The organism is Arthrobacter sp. 05T45, assembly GCF_056395875.1.
On sequence record NZ_JBFTKI010000007.1, the window covers coordinates 32,609 to 55,420 of the forward strand.

Consider the following 22,812-nt stretch of genomic DNA (forward strand, 5'->3'; position numbering starts at 1 on the left):
ATGCCCCGCCTGCCGATGCCCCGGAACCTGACGGCCGTTCGCTGGAGGAACGGATCCTCGGCGGCCTCGACGCTGAGCAACGCGAGGTTGCCAGCACCCTCCAGGGGCCCATGTGTGTCCTGGCCGGTGCCGGGACCGGCAAGACCCGCGCCATCACGCACCGGATCGCCTACGGCGTGCACTCAGGGGTGTACAGCCCGCAACGGCTCCTCGCTGTCACCTTCACGGCCCGGGCTGCCGCCGAGATGCGCAGCCGGCTCCGTGACCTCGGCGTCGGCAACGTTCAGGCCCGTACCTTCCACGCCGCGGCGCTGCGCCAGTTGCAGTTCTTCTGGCCGCAGGCTGTCGGCGGCACCCTGCCCAATCTGCTGGACCACAAGGCACAGATGATTGCCGAGGCCGCGCGGCGGCTCCGGCTCAGCACGGACCGCGCCTCCATCCGGGACCTCGCCTCCGAAATCGAGTGGGCCAAGGTATCCATGCTGACCCCGGCGAACTATCTGGAGAACGCCCAGGGCCGGGGCAATCCGGGCGGCTTCGACCTGACGGCCGTGGCACGGGTCTTCCAGTCCTATGAGGACGTCAAGACCGACCGCAACGTCATCGACTTCGAGGACGTGCTGCTGATCACCGTGGGGATCCTGCAGGAGGACCCAAAGGTGGCAGCGACCGTCCGGGAACAGTACCGGCACTTCGTCGTCGACGAGTACCAGGACGTCTCGCCGCTGCAGCAGCGGCTCCTGGAGCTGTGGCTCGGCGGACGCGACGAGCTCTGCGTCGTGGGCGACGCCAGCCAGACCATCTACTCCTTCACCGGCGCCTCCCCGAAGCACCTGCTCGGGTTCAAAGCGATGTATCCCGAGGCCCACGTCGTTAAGCTGATCCGGGACTACCGGTCCACGCCCCAGGTCGTCAGGCTCGCCAACGACCTCCTCGCCGGCCGGCGCAGCGGCGGCCCGGTGGCGGACGCCGCCTGGGCAACGCCTTTGCAGCTGGTGGCGCAGCGGCCGGCAGGCCCGGTGCCGCGGTTCACCGAATGCTCGGATGACGAGGCGGAGGCCGCCACTGTCGCCGCGCGGATCCGCGAACTCCTCGACGCCGGAACACCGGCGAGCCAGGTCGCCGTGCTCTTCCGCACCAACGGGCAGTCCGAAGCCTACGAACAGGCGCTGGCCTCGGCGGGGATCGGCTACCAGCTGCGCGGCGGTGAGCGGTTCTTCGCGCGGAAGGAGGTCCGGGACGCCATCCTGCAGCTCCGGGCCGCGACCCGGGCGGTGGCTGAAACTGCCACGCCCGAGCCGCTCGGGCAGCTGGTCCGGGACATCGTCGCCTCCCTGGGCTACACGGACGCGGCGCCGCACAGCGGCGGCGCTCTCCGGGAGCGCTGGGAATCGCTGGCCGCCCTCGTGGCGCTGGCCGACGAACTCGTGATCAGCAGGGGCCCGCAGTTCTCGCTCCCGGACTTTGTCAACGAGCTCCAGGAACGGTCCCTGGCCCAGCACGCGCCGACTGTGCAGGGCGTTACCCTGGCATCCCTGCACGCCGCCAAGGGCCTGGAATGGGACGCCGTGTTCCTGGTCGGGCTGAGTGAGGGCCTCGTGCCGATCTCGTTCGCGGACACTCCTGAAGCGGTGGACGAGGAACGCCGGCTCCTGTACGTCGGGATCACCCGCGCCCGCGAACACCTGTCCCTGTCCTGGTCCACTGCCCGGACACCCGGCGGACGCGCCAACCGCAAGCCCTCGCGCTTCCTGGACGGCCTGCGCCCCGACTCGGTGGCCAGCTCCCACCTGCGGGGCAAGGGCCCGGCGCCGCGCCGGAAGGCGGCCGTTCCGGCGTCCTGCCGGGTCTGCGGCAGCATGCTCTCCAGCGGCGCGGAGCGCAAGGTGGGCCGCTGCAACCAGTGCCCCCCCAGTTACGAGGAACAGACGTTCGACGCGCTCAGGCAGTGGCGGAAGGACGTGGCCCTTGAGGCGGACGTCCCGGCATTCGTGGTGTTCACCGATGCCACCCTGACCGCCATCGCCGAGGCGCGCCCCGAGTCGCTGGAGCAGTTGGCCAAACTCGCCGGCGTGGGTCCATCCAAACTGGAGAAGTACGGCGAGGCCGTTCTGACAGTCCTGGCCGAAAGCACGGTTCAGTGATGCCCGGTTCAGTGATGCCCGGTTCAGGTCCGGCGGCCACACCGCTGACCACCGCCGACGGTGCCCCGGTAGTGGTCCGCCGCTCTGCGCGCCGACGCCGCACGGTCGCCGCGTTCTGGGAGGACGGCACCGCCGTCGTCGCCATCCCCGCGTCCTTCAGCAGGGCGCAGGAACGGGAGTGGGTCCATCGCATGCTGGAAAAACTCCGGCGCCAGGGGGACCGGGCGGCGCGGGGTTCCGGCCGGCGCCGCCCCCGCAGCGATGCCGATCTTGCCGCCCACGCCGCGGATCTGTCGGCGAAGTACCTGGGCGGCAGGGCGGTGCCCTCCTCGGTCCGCTGGGTCACCAACCAGAATTCGCGCTGGGGTTCCGCGACGCCGTCCGAAGGGACCATCCGGCTCTCGGCGAAGCTGCAGCCCATGCCGCAGTGGGTGATCGACTACGTGCTGCTTCACGAACTGGCCCACCTCCTGGTGGCCGGCCACGATGCCGCCTTCTGGCGGTTGCTGACGGCGTACCCGGAGACTGAGCGTGCCAAGGCCTTCCTGGAAGGGGTCTCGTTCGCGACCTCACGCGGCCTGGCGCCCGACGGCGGATACGACGAAGCCCCGGACGGAACCGAAATCCCGGCCGGGGCCAACTAGCGTTCGGCTAGGCCTTGGGCGTGCCGCCGTCGTCCGGTCCGCCGTCCTGACGGTCGTCGTCCTTGGCCGCCGGTTCGTCCGTGCCCTCTGAATCCGCCTTGCCTTCTGAATCCGCCGTGCCTTCGGTGTCCGTGGCGTCGGCGCCGGCCGGCTCGTCGAACCCTCCGCTAAGCAGTTTCTGCAGGGCGTCGTCCACTTCGCTGTCGCTGGCTTCGGCGAGTTTACGGCGTTCGCTGAAGCCTTGCGGATCTTCCAGGTCCTCTGCCGTGGGAAGCAGGTCGGGATGCTGCCAAACGGCGTCGCGGCCGTCGACCCCACGCTCTTCCTTGAGCAAGGCCCACAGCGTGGCGGCCTCGCGGAGCCGGCGCGGCCGCAGTTCGAGTCCCACGAGGGAGGAGAACGCGTGCTCCGCGGGGCCCCCAGTGGCCCGGCGCCGCCGGACGGTTTCGCGCAACGCGGCCGCGGACGGCAACATCTTCTCGGTTGCACCCCAGGTGAGTTCGTCCACCCAGCCTTCCACCAGGGCCAGCGCGGTCTCCAGCTTTTCGAGGGCCTGCTCCTGGGCGGGAGTGCGTTGCGGCATGAAGACTCCCTGCGACAGCGCCTCCTGGATGGCCTCGGGGTTGCTGGGATCGATCTCGCGTGCCAGTTCTTCGATCTTGGACGTGTCGATGTGGATGCCGCGGGCGTAGGCCTCGATCGCGCCGAGCAGGTGCCCGCGCAGCCAGGGGACCTGGACGAAGAGACGGGCGTGTGCCGCTTCGCGCACGGCCAGGAACAGGCGGATGTCGTTTTCCGGCAGGCTGAGGCCCTCACCGAATTTCGCCACGTTGGCCGGCAGGAGCGCCATTTCGAGGTCTGCGAGGGGCACGCCAATGTCCGTCGAGCTGACCACTTCGGCCGACAGCGCGCCGATCGCCTGGCCGAGCTGCATGCCGAAGATCGCCCCGCCCATGTTCTGGATCATCGAGGAGGCGCCGCCCATCATGGACTTCATTTCCTCGGGCATCTGCTCGGTCATGGCGGCCGAGAGCGCATTGGCAATGCTGTTGGCCACGGGCTCGGTCAGCCGCTTCCACGTCCCAAGGGTTTCCTCGACCCATTCGGCGCGGGACCACGCCCGGCCGATCAGTCCCGTGGCCGGAAGCCCGGTGACCTGGTCGAGCCACAGTTCGGCCAGCCGAAGGGCCTCATCGACCTCCCGCGACTGATGCGCCGTGACCGAGGGGTCAGTTCCGCTGGCGGCGACGCGCCGGGCGTTGTCATGTGCCAGCTGCCAATTGACGGGCCCCTCCGAGGGGGCACTCATCATCGCCTGCACCTGGGAGAACATCTGGGCCAGGAGGTTTGGATCGTCCGGGAGGCCTGCTGCCTTGGCGAGCTCGGCGGGGTCGATATTGCCCATGCCCTGCCCGCCCATCAGGTTTTTGAGCATTTCGGCCAAAGGATCCTTGGGCTCCTCGTCGCCATTGGACGGATTGAGTGGGTTGGAGGTCATGATCCCGCCGATCGTCGGTGTGGCTGCTTCTCAACTTCACGGTACCCCTGTGCAAGAGTGGCTGTCTGCCGAAACCGCGCCACGTTCGCTGTAGGCAAAGAGCGGTCCGGGGTCCCAAGCGCGTAGGCTTGGAAGTTGGAATATTTGCACGCGGCAGCCTCGGGTTAGGCTGCGGCCCTGGTGCGTGGTCGCGGTGTCCTCTCGGGCTTGTCCTGGCAGGGCCGCAGCCCCTCGTGCCGGCACGGAGAGGTCGTTCAATGACAATCACCCACGGTGAGCAGCCCGCCAGCGACCCAGCGGCCGACCCTGCCCGGGGCAGGTGGGCGCGACTGGCTGGCGCCGGCGTGCGGCGCCCGCGCAACAACCGGTCTTCAGCCATGCTTGTCTCGGGGCTGCTTGCCGCCGCACTGGGCATCACCGCGGTGAGCCTGCCCGTGCCCTACGTGATCGAGTCTCCCGGCCCCACCTTCAACACCATCGGCCAGGACAACGGCAAACCGGTGATCAGCGTCAGCGGCCATGAGTCGTTTCCCGCCAAGGGCAGCCTTGACCTGACCACTGTCTATGTCGACGGCGGTCCCAACGGTCCGGTCAGCGTCTTCGAGGCGTTCTCGGCATGGCTGAACGGGACCAAGGCCGTCTACCCCCAGGAACTGCTCTTCCCCACCGGCGTCACCAAGGAACAGTCCCAGCAGGAGAGCGCCACAGCGATGACCACCTCCCAGGAGAACGCCATCGCCTCGGCACTGAAGGAACTGAAGATTCCGTTCGGGCAGAAAATGCAGGTGGCCGGGCTCCCGGACGACTCCGCCTCGAAAGGACTGTTGCAGGCAGGGGACGAACTTGTCTCCATCAATGACAAGCCCATCACTGCGCTCGGCGTGGTCCAGGCGGAACTGGCCGCCGGCAACGGCAAGCCCGCCAAGGTTATTGTCGAACGCGCCGGCGCCCGGGTGCCAGTCACCATTACGCCGGCCAAAAACAGTGCGGGCCGCTACATCCTGGGCGTCTTGCTGCAGTACAAGTTCACCTTCCCGTTTGATGTCACCATCTCGCTCGACAAGGTCGGTGGCCCCAGTGCGGGCATGATGTTCGCGCTTGGCATCATTGACACCGTCACTCCCGGGGACCTGACCGGCGGCAAGCACGTCGCCGGAACCGGAACCATCACCCCGGACGGTGCCGTAGGACCCATCGGCGGGATCGCCCAGAAGATGCAGGGGGCGCGGTCCGGCGGGGCCACGCTGTTCCTGGCCCCGGCGGCCAACTGCGAAGACGTCCTGGGCCACATCCCCGACGGCCTGCAGGTGGTCCGGGTCGAGAACCTCACCGAGGCCCGCAAGGCAGTTGAACTGGCCGCGTCAGGCGGCGACACATCGGGACTGCCGGTCTGCACCAACAACTAGACTGGCCGCGGAACTAAGCGCCGTCCCCACTCGTGGCACTAATTGACGGCCGCGCCGTCCCGCCGGGACCCTGCTGCAGGGCCCTGACGGAACGGCGGTGACGGCCGTTAGAATGCATCAACCTGCAACACCGGCACTTGGTCGCCAGACTGAGCCACAGCAGCGACTGATAACTAAAAACCAGCAGTAGACGACCAGCTATGAGGTACCGAGTTTGTCCCGTCCCGCCAGCACTGTCCCGCCCGGAAGACCCCAGACACGACGCGGCGCCCTGACGCCGACGCTGATCATCGTGGCCCTGATCGTGGTCGGATTCATCTTCTTCGCCAATGTCTGGACGGATGTCCTCTGGTACCAGCAGCTCGGCTACTTCGAAGTGTTCCTGACCGAGAACCTGGCCAGGATCGTGATCTTCCTGACAGGTTTCGCTGTCATGTTCCTGGCCGTCTTCTTCGCCATCAGGATTGCCTACCATGCGCGGCCGGTATACGCCCCCGATTCGGAAATCCGGGACAACCTCAACCGCTACCAGGCGCAGCTCGAACCGATCCGCCGCGTCGTGATGGTGGGGCTTCCCATCCTCTTTGGCCTGTTCGCCGGCAGCGCCGCGGCCAGCCAGTGGCAGAAAGTCCTCCTGTTCCTGAACCAGGAGGCATTCGGCCAGAACGATCCGCAGTTCGGGCTCGACATCAGCTTCTACCTCATGACTCTTCCCTTCCTCGGCTTCGTCACCGGGTTCCTCATCAGCGTCACGGTGATCGCTGGCCTTGCCGGCATCCTCACCCACTACCTCTACGGCAGCATCCGGATCATGGAACGCGGGATCTTCACCAGCCGCGCCGCACAGATCCACCTGGCTGTCACGGGCGCCGCCTTCCTGGTGCTGATGGGCCTCAACTTCTGGCTGGACCGCTACTCCACGGTGCAGAATAACGGCGGGCGCTGGGCCGGTGCGCTGTACACGGACGTGAACGCCGTCATTCCGACCAAGGCCATCCTGGCCGTGGCCGCGGCCATCGTCGCCGTGCTGTTCATCGTCGCCGCGGTCATCGGCAAGTGGCGGCTGCCGGTGATCGGCACCGCCATGCTCATCATCACGGCCATCCTGGCCGGCGGCGTCTACCCGTGGGTCATCCAGCAGTTCCAGGTCCGGCCCTCGGAGCAGACGCTGGAAAACGAATACATCAAGCGGAACATCGCGATGACCCGTGCCGCCTACGGCCTGGATAAGGTCCAGGAAAAGCGGTACAACGCCACCACCAACGCCACCACCGGCGCGCTGGCCCCCGATGCGCAGACCACCGCCAACATCCGGCTGCTGGATCCGAACCTGATCTCGGATGCGTTCTCGCAGCTCGAACAGTACCGGCCCTACTACCAGTTCCCCAGCGCCCTGAACGTGGACCGCTACGAGATCGACGGCAAGATCCAGGACACGGTCATCGCCGTCCGCGAACTCAACCCGGACGGGCTCGCCACGAACCAGCAGTCCTGGCTGAACCGGCACGTTGTCTACACCCACGGCTACGGCGTCGTCGCCGCCAAGGGCAACAAGTTCACCGTGGACGGCAAGCCGGATTTCCTGCAGGCGGGCATCCCGTCCACCGGCGCGCTCGGCAACGATTCGACCTATCAGCCCCGCGTCTACTTCGGCCAGGACTCGCCCGACTACTCGATCGTGGGCGCCCCGGACGGTGCACCGCACCGTGAGCAGGACCGGCCCGCGGCCAAGGAAGGCGACGGCGAGACGCAGTACACCTTCACCGGCAACGGTGGGCCGAACGTGGGCAGCTTCTTCAACAAGATCCTTTACGCGATCAAGTTCCAGTCCTCGGACCTGCTGCTTTCCGACGGCGTGAACGCCGAGTCCCAGATCCTCTACGACCGCAACCCGCGGGACCGCGTCGAAAAGGTGGCGCCCTACCTGACTGTTGACGGCAATCCGTACCCCGCCGTCGTCGACGGCAGGGTGAAATGGATCGTGGACGGGTACACCACCAGCCCGTACTTCCCGTACTCCCAGCAGGAGCAGCTCTCTGCCGCCACGGCCGACTCACAGACCGCCGCGAACCGGACAGTAGCCCTGCCAAACAGCTCGGTGAACTACATCCGCAACTCGGTCAAGGCCACCGTGGACGCCTATGACGGCTCCGTGACGCTGTACGCCTGGGACGACCAGGATCCGGTCCTGAAAGCCTGGCAGAAGATCTTCCCGACGTCGGTGAAGCCGTATTCGGAGATGTCCGGTGCGCTCATGAGCCACGTGCGCTACCCGGAGGACCTGTTCAAGGTCCAGCGCGAGCTTCTGGGCCGCTACCACGTGACCAACCCGGACAGCTTCTACACCAACATTGACGCCTGGTCCGTTCCCAACGACCCCACCGTCAAGGACGAAGTCAAACAGCCGCCGTACTACATGTCGCTGAAGATGCCCGACCAGGACAAGCCGGCGTTCCAGCTGACCTCGTCGTTCATCCCGCAGGTGGTCAACGGCAACGCCCGCAACGTGCTCTACGGCTTCCTGGCCGCGGACTCCGACGCCGGCAACCAGAAGGGCGTCAAAGCGGACAGCTACGGCCAGCTGAGGCTCTTGCAGATCCCGCCGGAGACCCAGGTCCCCGGACCGGGCCAGGCGCAGAACAAGTTCAACTCCGACCCCACCGTTTCGCAGGCCCTTAACCTGTTGCGCCAGGGTGCGTCGGCGGTGCTCAACGGCAACCTCCTGACCCTGCCGGTCGGTGGCGGCATGGCGTACGTCCAGCCGGTCTATCTGCGCTCCACGGGGGAGACCTCCTACCCGACGCTGCAGCGGGTCCTGGTGGCGTTCGGCGACAAGATCGGGTTCGCGCCCACACTGGACGAGGCCCTGAACCAGCTCTTCGGCGGAAATTCGGGTGCCGCAGCAGGTGACTCGGCCAACAAGGGACAAACACCGGCCACGCCCACCACGCCAGGTGGTGCCACCCCGCCGCCCGGCACTACCGACGCGAAGGCAGACCTGAAGGCCGCGCTGGACGAGGCCAATGCCGCGATCAAGGCCGGCCAGGACGCCCTCGCGAAGGGCGACTTCGCGACCTACGGTGAGCAGCAAAAGAAGCTGAACGCTGCCTTGCAAAAGGCACTTGAGGCCGAAGCAAAGCTGGAAACCCCGGCCGCGCCGGCGGGCACCGCCACACCGTCGCCCACACCGTCGGCGACGGCGGGCGGCTAACGCTGCGCAGCTGACCCTGGCAGGTCCTTACGCGCTGCGCGAGGGCCGGGCGCAGGCTGTGAACGGTGCGACAGGCCGGGTTTGCCCCTACGGAGGGGCAAACCCGGCCTGTGGCGTAGCCGGACCGGATTTCATCCCTGTGCGGCCCTGGCCGGCCCGGGAGGCCGAGGCGACCAGGGCGGACGCTCCGGTCGGCGGCGAGATGCACATCACGTCGCCTCGATTTGGCCTCAAGTTCACCGGCAGGTAGAGTTGATCTTGCGACGCGGGGTGGAGCAGTTCGGTAGCTCGCTGGGCTCATAACCCAGAGGTCACAGGTTCAAATCCTGTCCCCGCAACTGGAGAAAGGGTCCGGAACACTGGAAACAGTGTTCCGGACCTTTTGCTTTAAGCCGCTGGGGGGCGGTCCGGAAGCCGGGAACCGGGAAACCGGTCATAGGACAAAAGGGCGACCGCTCGAGCGGCTCGCCCCGCAGTCCATCGCCTCGCAGTCCATGGATCTGGATGTGCCGGACTGGACGGCGGCTGGGCACGTGGTCAGGGCGGTCCGGAAACTAGGGTAGAGTTGATCAAGCGACGCGGGGTGGAGCAGTTCGGTAGCTCGCTGGGCTCATAACCCAGAGGTCACAGGTTCAAATCCTGTCCCCGCAACTGGAGAAAAGGTCCGGAACACTGGAAACAGTGTTCCGGACCTTTCGCTTTAAGTCCGCGGTGGCGGGCAACGCCGGCGGCGCCCCCGTGCCGGCTCTCAGCCGTCCTTGAGCCGCTGATAGGTTGCCAGCGCCCGCGCCCGGGACTCGGCAAGGTCCACGATCGGTGCGGGGTAGCCGGGGGCGGCGCTGTCGGCCTTCCAGGGCTCGTGGACGGTTTTGTCATCCAGCGCGGCGAGCTCGGGAATGTACCCGCGCAGGTAACGACCGGCGGCGTCGAACTTCTTGCTCTGCGTGACCGGGTTGAAGATCCGGAAGTACGGCGACGCGTCGGCACCCGAGCCCGCCACCCACTGCCAGTTGGCCGGATTGCTCGCGGCATCGGCGTCCACCAGCGTGTCCCAGAACCAGGCCTCGCCCAGCCGCCAGTCGGCCAGCAGGTTCTTCACCAGGAAGGACGCGGCCGCCATCCGCACGCGGTTGTGCATCCAGCCCGTCTGCCAGAGCTGGCGCATGCCCGCGTCCACCATCGGGTAGCCCGTACGGCCCTGCTGCCAGGCCTGGAGCTCGTCGCCCGACGCCGGCTGCCATTGAAAGCGGTCGAACTCCGGCCGGTAGTTCTGTGTCGCCAGATCCGGATTCTCGTACAGCAGCTGCCAGCAGAATTCCCGCCAGCCAAGTTCGGAACGGAAGATCCCGACGTCGGCCGGCGCCCCCGCCGCAAAGCTGTGGCGCAGCGTGTGCCAGATCCGGAAGGGGCTGATTTCGCCAAAGCGCAGATGCGGGGAGAGCCGGCTGGTGCCCTCGACGCCCGGGACGTCGCGGCCGGTGCCGTACTCTGCGGCCGGGCCATCCACGAAGTCCTCGAGGCGGCTGAGGGCGCCGGCTTCTCCCGGCGTCCAGGTGTCGGCCAGCCCCAGGCTCCAGTCCGGGCTCCGGGGGAGCAGGCCCCAGCTTTCGAGCGGTTCGCTCGCCGGCAGGCCGCCGCTCTGGGTGCGTGCAGGGCCCGGCAGCTGGTCCGGAGCCGCCAGCGGCTGCCGGGGCTCGGCACCGGCCAGGCAGGCCTTCCAGAACGGCGTGAAGACCTTGTAGGGGCCCCCGCCGCCGGTGCGCACGGTCCACGGCTCGAACATGAGGTTCGCTTGGAAGCTCGTGGCGTTGAGGCCCTCCCCGCCGGCCCAGCTCTTCAGGCCGGCGTCGACGGCGCGTTCAGGGCCGCCGTAGCGGCGGTTCCACAGCAGGGCGTCTGCCGACGTTTCCACCGCGAGGTCCTGGATGACCCGGGCGGCGGGGCCGCGGCGGAGCACCAGCCGCGAGCCAGTGGCCTCCAGCGCGGCGGCCAGGCCGGCCAGGGAATGGTGGAGCCACCACTTCACCGCGCCGCCCAGCGGCCGGATGCCGGGTGACTCCTCATCCAGGACATAGACGACGGTCAGGGGTTGGTGCAGGGCAGCGGCCTCCGCCAGAGCCGGATTGTCATCCAGCCGGAGGTCATCACGGAGCCACACAAGGGTCGCAGACATGGATCCACGGTACACGCGCGCCCGCCGCCGCGGGCGCCTGTGCGGTGAGACATGGGGCCATGCAGGGCACAACGAGGGCCGGGCCCCGGCGGGCGATCCTGAGGTGTCAGGTTCGTCCGCCGGAGCCCGGCCCCGGGCCCGAAGCGTGCAGCAGTCCTGCGGAAGCGCCGGACCGGCGGGTCAGAGCTTGTCGAAGTCGGCCTCCTCGACCGTGGAACCGGACTCGGCGCTCTTTTCGCCGGTGCCGATGGCAGCGGGGGCGCCGCCGGACTTCAGCGCTGCCAGCCGGGCTTCGATCTCGGTCTGCTCGCCAAGATCTTCCAGCGAATTGAACTGGGCGTCCAGGCTCGACTCGGCGAGCTCCTGCTGGCCGCGGACCTTGGCTTCCTCGCGGCGGATCTTCTGTTCGAAGCGGCCCACCTCGGAGGTGGGGTCCATGATGTTGATGCTCTTGAGGGCGTCGTGGACCTGGCTCTGGGCCTGCACGGTCTTGGACCGGGCCACCAGCTCATTGCGCTTGCTGGTCAGTTCGTTGAGCTTGCCCTTCATCTGGTCGAGGCCGTGCTTGAGCTTGTCCACCACCTCGGTCTGGGACGCGATGCTCGGCTCGGCGGCCTTGGCCTCGTTCTCGGAACCCATCTGGCGCTGCAGGGCCACCTTGGCCAGGTTGTCGAACTTCTCGGCATCGCCGACGTCGCCCTTCGCCCGGTATTCGTCGGCCTTGCGCGAGGCTGCGAGGGCCTTTCTGCCCCAGTCCTGGGCGTTGCGGACGTCCTCGTTGTAGTCGTCCTGGAGCATGCGCAGGTTGCCGATGGTCTGGGCCACGGCGGACTCCGCCTCCGCGATGTTGTTCGTGTAGTCACGGACCATCTGGTCCAGCATTTTCTGCGGATCTTCGGCCTGGTCCAGCAGCGAATTGATGTTTGCCTTCGCCAGCTGCGCCATGCGGCCGAAAATGGACTGCTTAACCATGGTGTTACCTTTCGTCCTGCTCCGTTGTCTCACTGATTCCAGTGATCGATGATGTATCGCATCTATCCGCTGTCCGGGCCCGTGCGGCCGGCGCTGGTCTGTCGAGTTTCCTGCTACTGCTTTCCCACTGTGTCCCCTGCGGGGTGGCGAACAGGCTAGAAACTTCCGGAGTCCCCGCCACCGAAGTCTCCGCCGCCGCCAAAGTCGCCGCCGCCCCAGCCGCCGCCGGAGTCATCGCCGCCTCCGCCGCCGCCCCAGCCTCCGCCGCCTCCGCCGTGGAGGATCGAGTTGATGAGGATTCCGCCGAGGATCGCGCCGCCGAGGCCGCCCCCGCCGCTGCCGCCGAACATGCCGCCCCGACCGTAGCCTTGGCCCTGGTTGGCGTAGCCGCCGAATTGGTCGACGTCGGACTGGGCCAGCTGCGCGGCCTGTGCCGCCAGCGCGTAGGCCTGCTGTGCGTACTGCAAGGCCGTGACGGGGTCGGTGCGGGAAATGGAGAGCGCATAGTCCAGGTTCCGCTGGGCTTCCGCCAGGCGTGTGCGCGCATCGGTGCCTACGCCGCCGCGGCGGGCGGTGATGTAGTCCGACGTCGCGCTGATCTGGGCCTGGGCCGACATGATGCTCTGCTGCAGTGAGGCCTGGGCCCGGCGCGCCTGGTCCTGCTGGTCGCGGATTCCGGCCAGGGACTGGTCGAGTGCCTGGTGGGCCGTGACGACCCGTTCCAGCGTCGCGATCGGATCAATCTTGCCGCCCTGGATTTCCGTTTTGACCTGGGCGAGCGCGGCTTCCGCCGCAGCCACGGGTCCGGCAAGTTCCGGATGGGCGCCGGACTGGATCATCGCCTTCGCCTGGGCCAGGTCCTGCGCGGTATCGACGACGGCGGCTTCGAGGCTGTTGCGTGCCTCGTCGAGGCTGCCGGCCACCTTGGTGATGGCGCCGATCAGCACGTTCGTCTGGTGCAGGCTCTCCTCGGCGGCGCGGACGGCGACCGCGGCGAGGCTGCTTTCACCCGCGGCGAGTTTTTCCTGCGCCGCCGTGGAGGCGTTCTGCACGAAGTCGAGACGTTCCTTGGCCTGTTTGATGTTGTCCGCGACCTGGACCAGGGCGCTCTCGGCGTACTTGGCCCGCAGATCGGTCAGCGACTGTTCGGCGGCGGCAAGCTTTGCCTGGGCGTCCGCGGCGCCGGCGCCGACGGCGGCGAGGGCCTGCGGGGCGTTCTTTTCCAGCTCCCGGAGGGAATCGAAATCGGCTTTCTGTTCCTGCAGCGATGCCAGCGCGGCTTCGGAGCGGCCTATGATTTCAACGAGCCAGCTCCGTTGCTGCTCCTCGGTGTCGGGGATGTGGTCGTCAAGCTGCTGCTGCAGCTTGAACGATTCCGTCATGTGGCCCTTGGCCTCCTGCAGAGCCTTGGTGAAATTGCCCACCGCGGCGTCCCCGTATTGGGCCTGGGCGAATCCCAGCTCCTGCTCGCTGGACTTGATGGCGTCATCGGCCTCGATCAGCAGCGAATCGCTCTTCCGGCGCAGCTCAGCCACGCTGAGCCCCGCCAGCGGGTCCGGCTGCCCGCCCTGGGCCCCGGCTGACGCCCCCGAACTTTGCAGGGCCTTCTTCCGGCGGCTGCGCAGGTACAGATACGTTCCCGCACCGCCCACAGCCACGACGCCGACTCCCACGAGGACGGCGCTGCCCGCTCCGGCGCCGGACGGCACCGTTCCGCTGCCGCCGCCCGCCGCGTCGCCCACCGCAGCGGCCGTGTCAATGGCTGCCTGGGCGAAGTCGCGCTTTCCGCCGGCCAGGTTCGGCACGATGGCGTTCTGGACGATGGTGGACGTCTTGGGATAGATGGCGCTGGCCGAGCTGGGGGAGAAGTAGTACTTGCCGTCGTCGGACATGGTCAGGATGACGTCGGCCTTGCCCATGCCCTTGTTGGTCGCGACGGCCTGGGCCCACGCCTTGGGTTCGGCCGGATTCTCGAACGTCTTTGCCGTGATGACGTAGAGGTTGTACTTGTGGTCCTTGAGGAGCTTCTGGATGGCGTCCTGGACTTCGGCCTTGCGGCTGCCGAGCACGTTCGCGCTGTCCACGATGTTCTGCCCGGACGGAATGGTCACCGGATCTTCGGCGAGGGCCGGAGCGGCGGGGAGCGCCAGCAATCCAGCGACGCCAAGGACGGCGAGGAAACGATTCAACTTAGACCGCATGTGCAACCCTTCAGCACTTCTGGGACCGGTTCGGTCGAACCAGCCGTCACAGAAAGCAGCAGCGCCCCCACGCAGATGTAAAGCCGCAGGTCGCTGTGGCATTTCCATTTGATTCTATGGTGCACCCAAAAGGCAGTCCACCTAGGGGAATATGCCACCAGCGAAACGGGCTTAAACTGGGAAACACGGGCCCGCAGGCCGCAAACTGTCCGTTCAGGAACCTCCCAGCAAATGTCCGCTCTAGTGTCAGCCTGAGCGTTCATAGTTATAGGCAGACGAGGACGAAAGGAAGTCTCATGACTGAGAACCCAGTGCCGGGTGTGTCACCGGAGCCGACACAACAGAACCAGGAACCGGCGGGAGTGCGGGAGGGCTCGCCGGAGCAGCCGCATGCCGGCCGCGCGCCTGAGGCGGCACCGGGAAGTCCGGCATCCGAAAGCACGACGTCCGAAAACTCAGTAGTCGGAAGCCCGGCGCCCGAGAACCCGACCCTCCGGCTGGACCGCGCCGAGGACGGCGCGCCGCGTCCGGTGTACCAGCAGCAACAGCCCTCCGCCGCGGATACCCAGCAGATCGGCGCCCCGGCCCAGCAAACCGGCCCGTACGGCGGGTTCTCCCAGTCCGGCCAGGGCCAGCCCGCCCAGCCCGGCCACCCGCCCTACGGCCAGTCCCAGCAAACCCCGTACGGGCAGTCGCCGCAAACCCAGTACGGCCAGGCCCACTACGGCGCCAACCCTTACGGCGGCCAGCCGCAGCCGGGTCCGTCCTACCCTTCCGGCCCCGGCTTTGCGAACGACCCGGCGCACGCCCCCAAACGCAAGGCGGCATTCGGCGTCCCCACCCTCGTGGCCAGCATCGTGGCCGCCGGCCTGATCGGCGGCGGCGTGGTGGCCGGCAGCAACGCCCTGCTGGGCGATCGCCTTTCCCCGTCCGCCGCGAGCAACACGAGCCAGGCCGGTCCGGTGATCGTCAACAACAGGGAAGACGTCAACGCCATCAGCGCCGCCGCCCTCAAGGCTTCCCCCAGTGTGGTGACCATCAAAGCTACCAGCGGCAGCGACGGCGGCACCGGCAGCGGGATCATCCTCGACACCCAGGGCCATGTGCTGACCAATACCCACGTGGTGACGCTCGACGGCAAGGCCGCGAACGCCACCATGGAGGTCCGGACGAGCGACGGCAAGGTCTACTCCGCGAAGATCGTCGGTACCGACCCGCTTTCCGACCTCGCCGTGATCAAGATCGACAACCCCTCGGGACTGGTCCCGGCAACTCTCGGTGACTCGGGCAAGCTGAACGTCGGTGACACCGCCGTCGCCATTGGATCGCCGCTGGGACTTACCGGCACAGTCACGGACGGCATCGTCTCAACCCTGAACCGGACCATCAGCGTGGCATCCTCGGCTGCGCCGAAGGGCGGTGCGGACAACTCCCAGGGCGGTGACCAGGGCTTCCAGTTCGCGCCCCCCGGCGGCGGCGAGACTCCGAGCACCGCGGATCAGGGATCCATCTCGATCAACGTCATCCAGACGGACGCGGCCATCAACCCGGGTAACTCCGGCGGCGCGCTGGTGAACACCAAGGGCGAAATCATTGGCGTCAACGTCGCGATCGCCTCCGCCGGCGGCGACGCGGCCAGCGGAAGCAGCAGCGGCAACATAGGCGTGGGCTTCAGCATCCCCATCAACAACGCCAAGCGCGTGGCCCAGGAGATCATCAGCGCCGGCAAAGCCACCCACGGGCAGTTCGGGGTCAGCGTGAAGCCCAAGGCCGCAGGCTCGTCCTCCTCCGGGTTCTCGGTCGGCGCGGAGGTCGCGACCGTCGAGTCCGGCTCGGCAGCAGACAAGGCCGGCATCAAGGTCGGCGACGTCGTGACGAAGTTCCAGAACCTGACCATCAGCGATCCCAACCAGCTGACCGCGGCGGTGCGGGAACAGGCCGCCGGGGCCACGGTCAAGGTGACGGTGCTGCGCGGCGGCCAGCTCAAGGACGTCGACGTGACGCTCGGCGCCGCAGCCGAGCAGTAGAGCTGGGCGAAAGCAAACAGCGCAGCTGTAAATCAAGGCAGCAGCAAACAGGCCGGGCGGCACCGAAAAGGTGCGGCCCGGCCTTTGCCGTCCCGGGCCAGTTCACTGACACAGACCTTAACCCTGGCCGCGCTGCCCGGCGGCTATATGGTTAGCTAGGAACAGCCCGGCTGCCGGGCATTCCGTGGCCATGACCCCGTCAGGGGCGGCTGTCCACCCGCATGGAAGGCTGCTGTAGACACAGTGGAAGAAACTCTGAAAATCATTGTGCTGGTCAAGCACGTCCCGGATGCGCAGTTCGACCGCCACCTCACAGGTGAGGCCAACACGGTGGACCGCTCCGAAAGCATCCTGTCCGAACTGGATGAATACGCCCTGGAAGCTGCGCTGCAGCTGACCGAGGCCCGCGGCGGAGAAGCGGCCGGCAATAAGGTCATTGCGCTGAGCATGGGCCCGGCCGGGGCAGTCAATGCGGTGAAGAAGTCCCTCCAGATCGGCGCCACGGAAGGCGTGCACCTCAGCGATGAGGCCCTGGCCGGCTCGGATGCCGCGGCCACGTCGCTGGCGCTGGCCGCCGCGATCCGCCACCTGGGCGCGGATGTCCCCGCGGACCTCATCCTTACCGGAATGGCCTCCACGGACGGCGAGACCTCGCTGGTCCCGGCACAGCTCGCTGAGCGGCTGGGCCTCCCGCAGGTCACCTTCGCCGCGTCCCTCGAGCTCGACGCCGGCAAGCTCACCGCCCGCCGCGACGGCGACACCCACGCGGACACCATCGAGGCCACACTCCCGGCCGTCGTTTCCGTCACCGACCAGATCAATGATCCGCGGTACCCGAACTTCAAGGGCATCATGGCGGCGAAGAAGAAAACCATCACCACCTTGAGCCTTGCCGACATCGGCGTGGACGCCGCCCAGGTGGGCCAGACCGGTTCCTGGACCGCCGTCGAGACCGCAGAGGCCCGCCCGCCGCGGACGGCCGGCACCATCATTACCGACGAAGGCGACGCCGGCATCCAGCTGGTCGAGTTCCTGGCCGCCCAGAAGCTGCTCTAAAGGGGATTATCCGAACATGGCAAAAGTACTCGTTTTCATCGACAACCCCGGTGCGGCGCTGAAGAAGTCGAGCCTGGAACTGCTCACCATCGCCCGGTCCCTGGGCGAGACCGTCGCCGCCGTCAACGGCGAACTGCACGACGACGCCGCCTCGACCCTGGCCGCGTACGGCGCCCAGGCACTGTACCGCCCGTCCGCCACGGACCTCGACGACTACCTCGTCGGACCCAAGGCGGCATTCCTGGCCGCGGCCGCCGCCGCCGCCGGTGCGGGCGTGGTCCTGGCCGAGAACTCGGCCGAGGGCAAGGAAATCGCCGCCCGGCTCGGCATCAGGCTCGGCGCCGGCGTCATCACCGACGTCGTAGCCGTGGATCCCGACGGAACGGCGCACAAGTCGGTTCTGGCCGGGTCCTACACCAGCGCCGCGAAGGCGGTGACACCCGTTTCCGTGCTGACCGTGAAGCCCAACAGCATCACGCCCGAGCCCGCGGTCACCGGCACGGCGCCGGAGAGCATCACTGTCCAGGTTCCTGACGTGACTGCGGCTGCCGCGCGGGTTACGGCGCGCACCGACAAGCCTGCCAGCGGACGCCCCGATCTGTCCGAGGCACGGATCGTCGTGGCCGGCGGCCGTGGCGTGGACGGCAACTTTGGTCCGCTGGAGGAACTCGCCGACGCCCTCGGCGCAGCCATCGGAGCCTCGCGGGCTGCCACGGACGCCGGCTGGATCGGCCACGACGCGCAGATCGGCCAGACCGGCAAGACCGTCGCGCCGCAGCTCTACATCTCCGCGGGCATTTCCGGAGCCATCCAGCAGAAGGCAGGCATGCAGACCGCGAAGGTGATCGTGGCCGTGAACAAGGACGCCGAATCGCCGGTTTTCGAGATCGCGGACTTCGGCATTGTGGGCGACCTCTTCCAGGTCCTGCCGCAGGCCACCGCCGAAATCAAGAAGCGCAGAGGCTGACCGCATGAGCACCACCGCCGTCCCGGCACAAAGCCCGTTCGACCCGGAGACCACCCGGATTGAGCGGGTGCTTTGTTTCACGGCCCACCCGGACGACATCGATTTCGGCGCAGCCGGCACGGTTGCAGCCTGGACCGCCGCCGGAGTCCAGGTCAGCTACTGCATCATGACCGACGGCGACGCCGGCGGCTTTGATCCGGAGCAGCGCGAGGAAATTGTGCGGCTGCGCGTTGCGGAGCAGCAGCGCGCCGCCGCCCTGGTCGGCGTCACGGACATCCATTACCTGCACCAGCGTGACGGCTACCTCGAACCCTCGCATGAGGTGATGCGCGAGGTGGTGCGCCTGATCCGGCAGCTCCGGCCCGACGTCGTGCTCTCCATGCATCCGGAACGCAACTGGAACCGGATCCAGAAGAGCCATCCGGATCATCTCGCCGTGGGGGAGGCGGTGACCCGCGCCGTGTACCCCGCGCTGGAAAACCCGTTCGCATACCCGGAACTGGCCGAGTCCGGGCTGGAGGCCTACAAATTGCCCTGGCTGTGGCTCTTCGCCGGGCCGGAAGAGCGCGAAAACCACTTCGTGGACGTCACCGGGCATGTGGAGAGCAAGCTGGCCGCCATCCACATCCACGTCAGCCAGCACCCCGACGTCGACGCCATGGAGCGCACGGTCCGCGCCCTCATGCTCGGCACCGGGGCCCGGGCCGGACTTCCCGCCGGGCGCAGCGCCGAGGCCTTCCATGTCGTAACAGTCAACGGCCAGGGGACCATCGCCGGTTTCTAGTGTTGCTGCAGCACAACCTCTGCCATATGCTGGCCTCTGTTTAAATCATATTTATTGATGGAAGGCAGACTTTGATGGCGAAGACTGCGCAACACCCCGTTCTTGTGATCATGGGCGTCTCCGGATCCGGCAAATCAACTGTCGCGGGACTTCTGGCCGGCAGGCTGGGCTGGGACCTGGCCGAGGGCGACGACCTGCACCCCGAATCAAACGTGGCAAAGATGCACGCAGGACAGCCGCTGACCGACGAGGACCGGTGGCCCTGGCTCGAAAGCATTGCGGACTGGATCCGGGCCCACACCGGCGCCGGGAATCCCGGCGTCGTGACCTGTTCGGCGCTGAAGAAGCGCTACCGGGACGTTCTGCGCGGCGAAGGGGTGGTTTTCGTGTTCCTCGAGGGATCACGGGACAGGATCTCCGACCGGCTGGCCTCCCGCCACGGGCACTTCATGCCCCCGGCCCTGCTGGAGTCCCAGTTCGACGCGCTCGAAGCCCCCACGGCAGACGAAAACTTCATCTCCCTGTCCGTCTCCGCAACGCCGGCGGAAGAAGCACAGGAAATCATCACCCGACTTAATCTCGACGCCGCCGACGCCAGGCCCTGAGCCTTCCCGCGTTTCGCCGCGACCAAGGAATTTTTTGTGAAATCACTGATAGCAATGCAGCTTCCGGCTGCCGTTGAGGCCGGGACCGGCGTCAATACCCAACTACTGATCATCGCGGGTCTGGGCATCGCCCTGCTCGTGGTCCTGATCGCCAAATTCAAGTTCCACCCCTTCCTGGCCCTGATTCTGGGGTCAGGATTCGTCGGCCTCGCTGCCGGTGTGGAACCGGCCAAGGTGATCATCAACTTCGAGGACGGCGTGGGCGGCGTCCTGAAGGAAGTCGGTCTGTTGGTCGCCCTCGGCGCGATGCTGGGCAAGCTGCTCGCGGACTCCGGCGGCGCGAACCGGGTGGTCGACACCCTCCTGGCAAAGGCCACCGGAAACAAGCTGGTCTGGTCCATCACGCTCGTAGCCGTGATCATCGGCCTGCCGATGTTCTTCGAGATCGGTCTCGTCCTGCTGCTGCCGGTGATCGTCCTGGTCACGCAGCGCTCCAAGATGCCCCTGATGCGCATCGCCATCCCGGCGCTGGCCGGCCTGTCCGTGCTGCACGGGCTGGTGCCGCCGCACCCGGGACCGCTGATCGCGATCAGCGCCGTCAAGGCTGAACTGGGCACCACACTGGCCCTCGGCATCCTCATCGCCGTCCCCACGGTGATTATCTGCGGCCCGCTCTTCTCCCGCCTGGCGGCCCGGTGGGTCCCGGTGGGTGCCCCCGCCGTCGCCGGCGGCGTCGATACCGTGCACGGCGCGGACATGGAGGGCGTCAAGCGCCCGCCGAACTTCACCGTCACGCTGTTGACCATCATCTTCCCGGTGGTCCTCATGCTGCTCAGGGCCGTTGTGGACATCATCTGGCCGGACCCCAAGACGGCCCCCGCGATCCGGATGTTCTTCGACTTCGTCGGGCAGCCGCTGGTGGCGATGACCCTGGCCGTCCTGCTGGCCATGGTGACCTTCGGCTACGCCGTGGGCCTCAACGGCGCCAAGATTACGAGCAAGATCGCTGCCAGCCTGGGCCCGATCGCGGGGATCATCCTGATTGTCGGCGCAGGCGGCGGCTTCAAGCAGACGCTGATTGGTGCCGGTGTGGGTGACTCGGTGAAGGCCTGGGCCGAGGGGACCAACATGTCCGTGCTTGTGCTCGGCTTCATCGTGGCCGTTGCCCTGCGCCTGGCGACAGGCTCAGCCACCGTCGCCACCGTGACGGCCGCCGGCATCGTGGCACCGCTGGCCAGCTCGCTGTCGCCGACGCACGCCGCCCTCCTGGCCCTCGCGATCGGCGCGGGCTCGCTGTTCTTCTCGCACGTGAACGACGCCGGGTTCTGGCTCGTCAAGGAGCTGTTCGGACTCACTGTGGGCCAGACCTTCAAGACCTGGTCCGTCATGGAAACCCTGATCTCCGTGGTGAGCTTCGGCCTGGTCATGCTGCTCTCGCTGGTCATTTAGCCGGGCAGGACAGCGGCCGGACAGGACGTCCGCCGGTCACAACACAAAGCCGCCCGGGCCTTGAGTCCTTCTACGGAAGGAGCCAAGGCCCGGGCGGCTTTGTGTGTGCGGGCGGCTAGGCGTCCAGCGGTGCGGCGGCGACGGTCGGCAGGGTAGGCGACGCGGATCCGCCTTCGGGCTCCACGGTGATGCCCAGCGCGGCCGCGGAACCGATGCCCTTGACCACCGCGGGCTTGGACAGGGCTTCAGCGTCCATGAGGCCCTGCGAGACCGGGGCCGAGCCGTCCTTGGGGATCAGCCACATCTGGTAGACCTTGCCCACGGGCGGGGCCGGGACGCCGTTCATTTTGACGACGGCGGCATCCTTGGACGGGGAAATCGACACGGTGGCGGTGCCGCCGCCGTTGACGTCGACAGTAGCCTGGCGGACGTCGCTGGCCTGCATCACCTGATTCAGGGGATCGTTCTGGTTGGCCACGTAGGCTCCGACGCCCACACCGCCGAGGGCGATCACGGCTGCTGCGGCGACGCCGATAAGCCAGTTCCGCATGCCCTGCGGGCGGCGGCGCTCTTCCCTGCGCTGGCGGGCCGCGCCGAGTTCGTCGATGGCGGGCAGCGCGGAGCCGTCGCGTACCGGATGCGGCAGCACCGGCGTCGCTTGCGGAGCCGTGCCGGGAAGCGGCACTGCGGCGGGGGACTGCGCTGCGGCCTGCTCTGCTGTCTGCGCAGGCAAGGATGACATGATCCGGTCCAGCAGCCCGGGCGGAGGCTCTTCCTCTGCGGTGAAGCTGGTGGCCAGGGTCTCCCGGGCCTGCCGGACCCGCTCGTTGAAGGCAGCCTTGTCTGCTGCCGGTGCGGAGGCGAGGAACTGCTCGATTGAGGCGCGTTCGGCGTCGTCCACGGCGTTGAGGGCATAGACCTCGGCAAGGTCCACCACGCGGCCGGACGACAGGTCGGTGGCGATCTCGGCGGTGAAGCCGCCGGGGAGGCGGTTGTTGTTCTCATGTGCGTTCATATCGGTCAATTCAGCTCACCCCCAAGCAGGTCTTCAGTCGGATGAGTCCATCGCGGATGCGGGACTTGATGGTAGGTACCGCGGCATTCAGCCGCTCGGCCACTTCCCGATAGGTGAGGCCGCCGTAGTACGCCAGCCGGACGGACTCCTGCTGCGTATCGGTCAGCGTCTCCATGCACCGGACCACGGCCTCGGCCTCGAGCCGGCTGCCGACTTCGTCCGAGACGGAATCGTGGTCGATCTCCTGGCTGCTGGCACCGTATCTGGCTTCGCGGTCGGTGGCGGACTGCGAGGACCGGACCTTGTCAACGGCGCGTCGGTGCGAGATCGTCATGAGCCAGGCGAGCGGACTGCCGGCGGCGGGATTGAATTTGGCGGCGTTCTGCCAGACCTGCAGGAAGACTTCCTGGGTGGTGTCCTCACTGAGTTCGGTATCGATCAGGACCCGGCGTGCCATGCCGAAGACGCGCCTGGAGGTGAGGCTGTAAAATTCCGCGAACGCCGTCTGGTCGCCCTGGGCAATCAGTGCCAGCAGGCTGCTGAGCCGGCCGTTGATGTCGGCTGAGGTGTCCGCCGGTGCGGCGGCCTCGGGGTTCGGGGCATTCGGAGTTTCCATCACTCCCAAGCATAGGGCGCTTGCAGCCCAACGCGGGCCAATCG

At 67.5% G+C, this 22,812-nt stretch carries 16 protein-coding genes and 2 tRNA genes; 12 read left to right on the top strand and 6 right to left on the bottom strand.

Annotated features, from left to right (window positions below):
* Nucleotides 1-41: 41 nt before the first annotated feature.
* Together AC1DGD_RS09670 and AC1DGD_RS09675 are read left to right on the top strand one after the other, a co-directional pair.
* On the top strand, nt 42-2,144 hold the full coding sequence (locus tag AC1DGD_RS09670) for an ATP-dependent DNA helicase UvrD2 (RefSeq protein WP_223913982.1): 2,103 nt from the start codon (nt 42-44) through the stop codon (nt 2,142-2,144).
* Complete coding sequence (locus AC1DGD_RS09675; protein ID WP_476856663.1) at nt 2,144-2,788, top strand: M48 metallopeptidase family protein; 645 nt, start codon at nt 2,144-2,146, stop codon at nt 2,786-2,788. The genes AC1DGD_RS09670 and AC1DGD_RS09675 overlap by 1 nt, the downstream gene beginning before the upstream one ends.
* A 7-nt stretch (nt 2,789-2,795) precedes the next feature.
* On the opposite strand, the gene AC1DGD_RS09680 is transcribed toward AC1DGD_RS09675, so the two are convergent.
* The gene (locus AC1DGD_RS09680; RefSeq protein WP_476856664.1) at nt 2,796-4,286 is read right to left on the bottom strand and encodes a zinc-dependent metalloprotease; all 1,491 of its coding nucleotides are present in this window, start codon (nt 4,284-4,286) and stop codon (nt 2,796-2,798) included.
* 257 nt (nt 4,287-4,543) lie between these two features.
* On the opposite strand from AC1DGD_RS09680, the gene AC1DGD_RS09685 reads away from it, so the two are divergent.
* The 4 genes from AC1DGD_RS09685 (at nt 4,544) to AC1DGD_RS09700 (ending at nt 9,554) form a co-directional block, all read left to right on the top strand.
* Entirely contained in the window at nt 4,544-5,692 is a 1,149-nt protein-coding gene (locus AC1DGD_RS09685; RefSeq protein WP_476856665.1) for a YlbL family protein, read from the top strand.
* Nucleotides 5,693-5,906: 214 nt separating this feature from the next.
* Nucleotides 5,907-8,903, top strand: a complete 2,997-nt coding sequence (locus tag AC1DGD_RS09690; RefSeq protein ID WP_476856666.1) for a UPF0182 family membrane protein — start codon at nt 5,907-5,909, stop codon at nt 8,901-8,903.
* A 264-nt stretch (nt 8,904-9,167) separates the two neighbouring features.
* Nucleotides 9,168-9,241: transfer RNA gene (locus tag AC1DGD_RS09695), tRNA-Met, on the top strand.
* 239 nt (nt 9,242-9,480) lie between these two features.
* Nucleotides 9,481-9,554, top strand: a tRNA-Met gene (locus AC1DGD_RS09700).
* Between the two features lie 97 nt (nt 9,555-9,651).
* Here the strand turns inward: AC1DGD_RS09700 and AC1DGD_RS09705 are convergent.
* From AC1DGD_RS09705 to AC1DGD_RS09715, 3 genes are all read right to left on the bottom strand, one after another.
* Nucleotides 9,652-11,076 carry a cryptochrome/photolyase family protein gene (locus AC1DGD_RS09705; RefSeq protein WP_476856667.1) on the bottom strand — a complete coding sequence of 475 codons (1,425 nt, stop codon included), beginning with the start codon at nt 11,074-11,076 and terminating at the stop codon, nt 9,652-9,654.
* A gap of 180 nt (nt 11,077-11,256) precedes the next feature.
* Entirely contained in the window at nt 11,257-12,048 is a 792-nt protein-coding gene (locus AC1DGD_RS09710; protein ID WP_223913934.1) for a PspA/IM30 family protein, read from the bottom strand.
* Nucleotides 12,049-12,203: 155 nt separating this feature from the next.
* Complete coding sequence (locus AC1DGD_RS09715) at nt 12,204-14,249, bottom strand: TPM domain-containing protein (protein ID WP_476856668.1); 2,046 nt, start codon at nt 14,247-14,249, stop codon at nt 12,204-12,206.
* 296 nt (nt 14,250-14,545) lie between these two features.
* Here AC1DGD_RS09715 and AC1DGD_RS09720 point away from each other — a divergent pair, with 296 nt between their 5' ends.
* From AC1DGD_RS09720 to AC1DGD_RS09745, 6 genes are all read left to right on the top strand, one after another.
* Nucleotides 14,546-16,276 (top strand): S1C family serine protease, encoded by a 1,731-nt coding sequence (locus AC1DGD_RS09720; RefSeq protein ID WP_476848767.1) that lies wholly within the window; start codon nt 14,546-14,548, stop codon nt 16,274-16,276.
* A 255-nt stretch (nt 16,277-16,531) separates the two neighbouring features.
* Nucleotides 16,532-17,332, top strand: coding sequence for an electron transfer flavoprotein subunit beta/FixA family protein (locus AC1DGD_RS09725; RefSeq protein ID WP_476856727.1), 801 nt, complete (start codon nt 16,532-16,534; stop codon nt 17,330-17,332).
* 16 nt (nt 17,333-17,348) lie between these two features.
* Entirely contained in the window at nt 17,349-18,299 is a 951-nt protein-coding gene (locus tag AC1DGD_RS09730; protein WP_223913937.1) for an electron transfer flavoprotein subunit alpha/FixB family protein, read from the top strand.
* A gap of 4 nt (nt 18,300-18,303) precedes the next feature.
* Nucleotides 18,304-19,083, top strand: coding sequence for a PIG-L deacetylase family protein (locus tag AC1DGD_RS09735; RefSeq protein WP_459385285.1), 780 nt, complete (start codon nt 18,304-18,306; stop codon nt 19,081-19,083).
* Between the two features lie 74 nt (nt 19,084-19,157).
* Entirely contained in the window at nt 19,158-19,688 is a 531-nt protein-coding gene (locus tag AC1DGD_RS09740; protein WP_476856669.1) for a gluconokinase, read from the top strand.
* 54 nt (nt 19,689-19,742) lie between these two features.
* Entirely contained in the window at nt 19,743-21,137 is a 1,395-nt protein-coding gene (locus AC1DGD_RS09745; RefSeq protein WP_223913985.1) for a GntT/GntP/DsdX family permease, read from the top strand.
* 115 nt (nt 21,138-21,252) lie between these two features.
* Here the strand turns inward: AC1DGD_RS09745 and AC1DGD_RS09750 are convergent, their stop codons facing one another.
* Both AC1DGD_RS09750 and sigK read right to left on the bottom strand, forming a co-directional pair.
* Complete coding sequence (locus AC1DGD_RS09750) at nt 21,253-22,152, bottom strand: anti-sigma factor (protein ID WP_476856670.1); 900 nt, start codon at nt 22,150-22,152, stop codon at nt 21,253-21,255.
* Between the two features lie 10 nt (nt 22,153-22,162).
* Nucleotides 22,163-22,768 (bottom strand): ECF RNA polymerase sigma factor SigK, encoded by a 606-nt coding sequence (sigK, locus tag AC1DGD_RS09755; protein WP_223913940.1) that lies wholly within the window; start codon nt 22,766-22,768, stop codon nt 22,163-22,165.
* Nucleotides 22,769-22,812: the final 44 nt, after the last annotated feature.

Excerpts from the sequence above, each read along its gene's own strand:
- AC1DGD_RS09675 (WP_476856663.1), top strand. The coding sequence starts at position 2,144 with ATGCCCGGTTCAGTGATGCCCGGTTCAGGTCCGGCGGCCACACCGCTG.
- AC1DGD_RS09680 (WP_476856664.1), bottom strand. The coding sequence starts at position 4,286 with ATGACCTCCAACCCACTCAATCCGTCCAATGGCGACGAGGAGCCCAAG.
- AC1DGD_RS09685 (WP_476856665.1), top strand. The coding sequence starts at position 4,544 with ATGACAATCACCCACGGTGAGCAGCCCGCCAGCGACCCAGCGGCCGAC.
- AC1DGD_RS09705 (WP_476856667.1), bottom strand. The coding sequence starts at position 11,076 with ATGTCTGCGACCCTTGTGTGGCTCCGTGATGACCTCCGGCTGGATGAC.
- AC1DGD_RS09710 (WP_223913934.1), bottom strand. The coding sequence starts at position 12,048 with ATGGTTAAGCAGTCCATTTTCGGCCGCATGGCGCAGCTGGCGAAGGCA.
- AC1DGD_RS09715 (WP_476856668.1), bottom strand. The coding sequence starts at position 14,249 with ATGCGGTCTAAGTTGAATCGTTTCCTCGCCGTCCTTGGCGTCGCTGGA.
- AC1DGD_RS09720 (WP_476848767.1), top strand. The coding sequence starts at position 14,546 with ATGACTGAGAACCCAGTGCCGGGTGTGTCACCGGAGCCGACACAACAG.
- AC1DGD_RS09730 (WP_223913937.1), top strand. The coding sequence starts at position 17,349 with ATGGCAAAAGTACTCGTTTTCATCGACAACCCCGGTGCGGCGCTGAAG.
- AC1DGD_RS09735 (WP_459385285.1), top strand. The coding sequence starts at position 18,304 with ATGAGCACCACCGCCGTCCCGGCACAAAGCCCGTTCGACCCGGAGACC.
- AC1DGD_RS09740 (WP_476856669.1), top strand. The coding sequence starts at position 19,158 with ATGGCGAAGACTGCGCAACACCCCGTTCTTGTGATCATGGGCGTCTCC.
- AC1DGD_RS09745 (WP_223913985.1), top strand. The coding sequence starts at position 19,743 with ATGCAGCTTCCGGCTGCCGTTGAGGCCGGGACCGGCGTCAATACCCAA.
- AC1DGD_RS09750 (WP_476856670.1), bottom strand. The coding sequence starts at position 22,152 with ATGAACGCACATGAGAACAACAACCGCCTCCCCGGCGGCTTCACCGCC.
- sigK (WP_223913940.1), bottom strand. The coding sequence starts at position 22,768 with ATGGAAACTCCGAATGCCCCGAACCCCGAGGCCGCCGCACCGGCGGAC.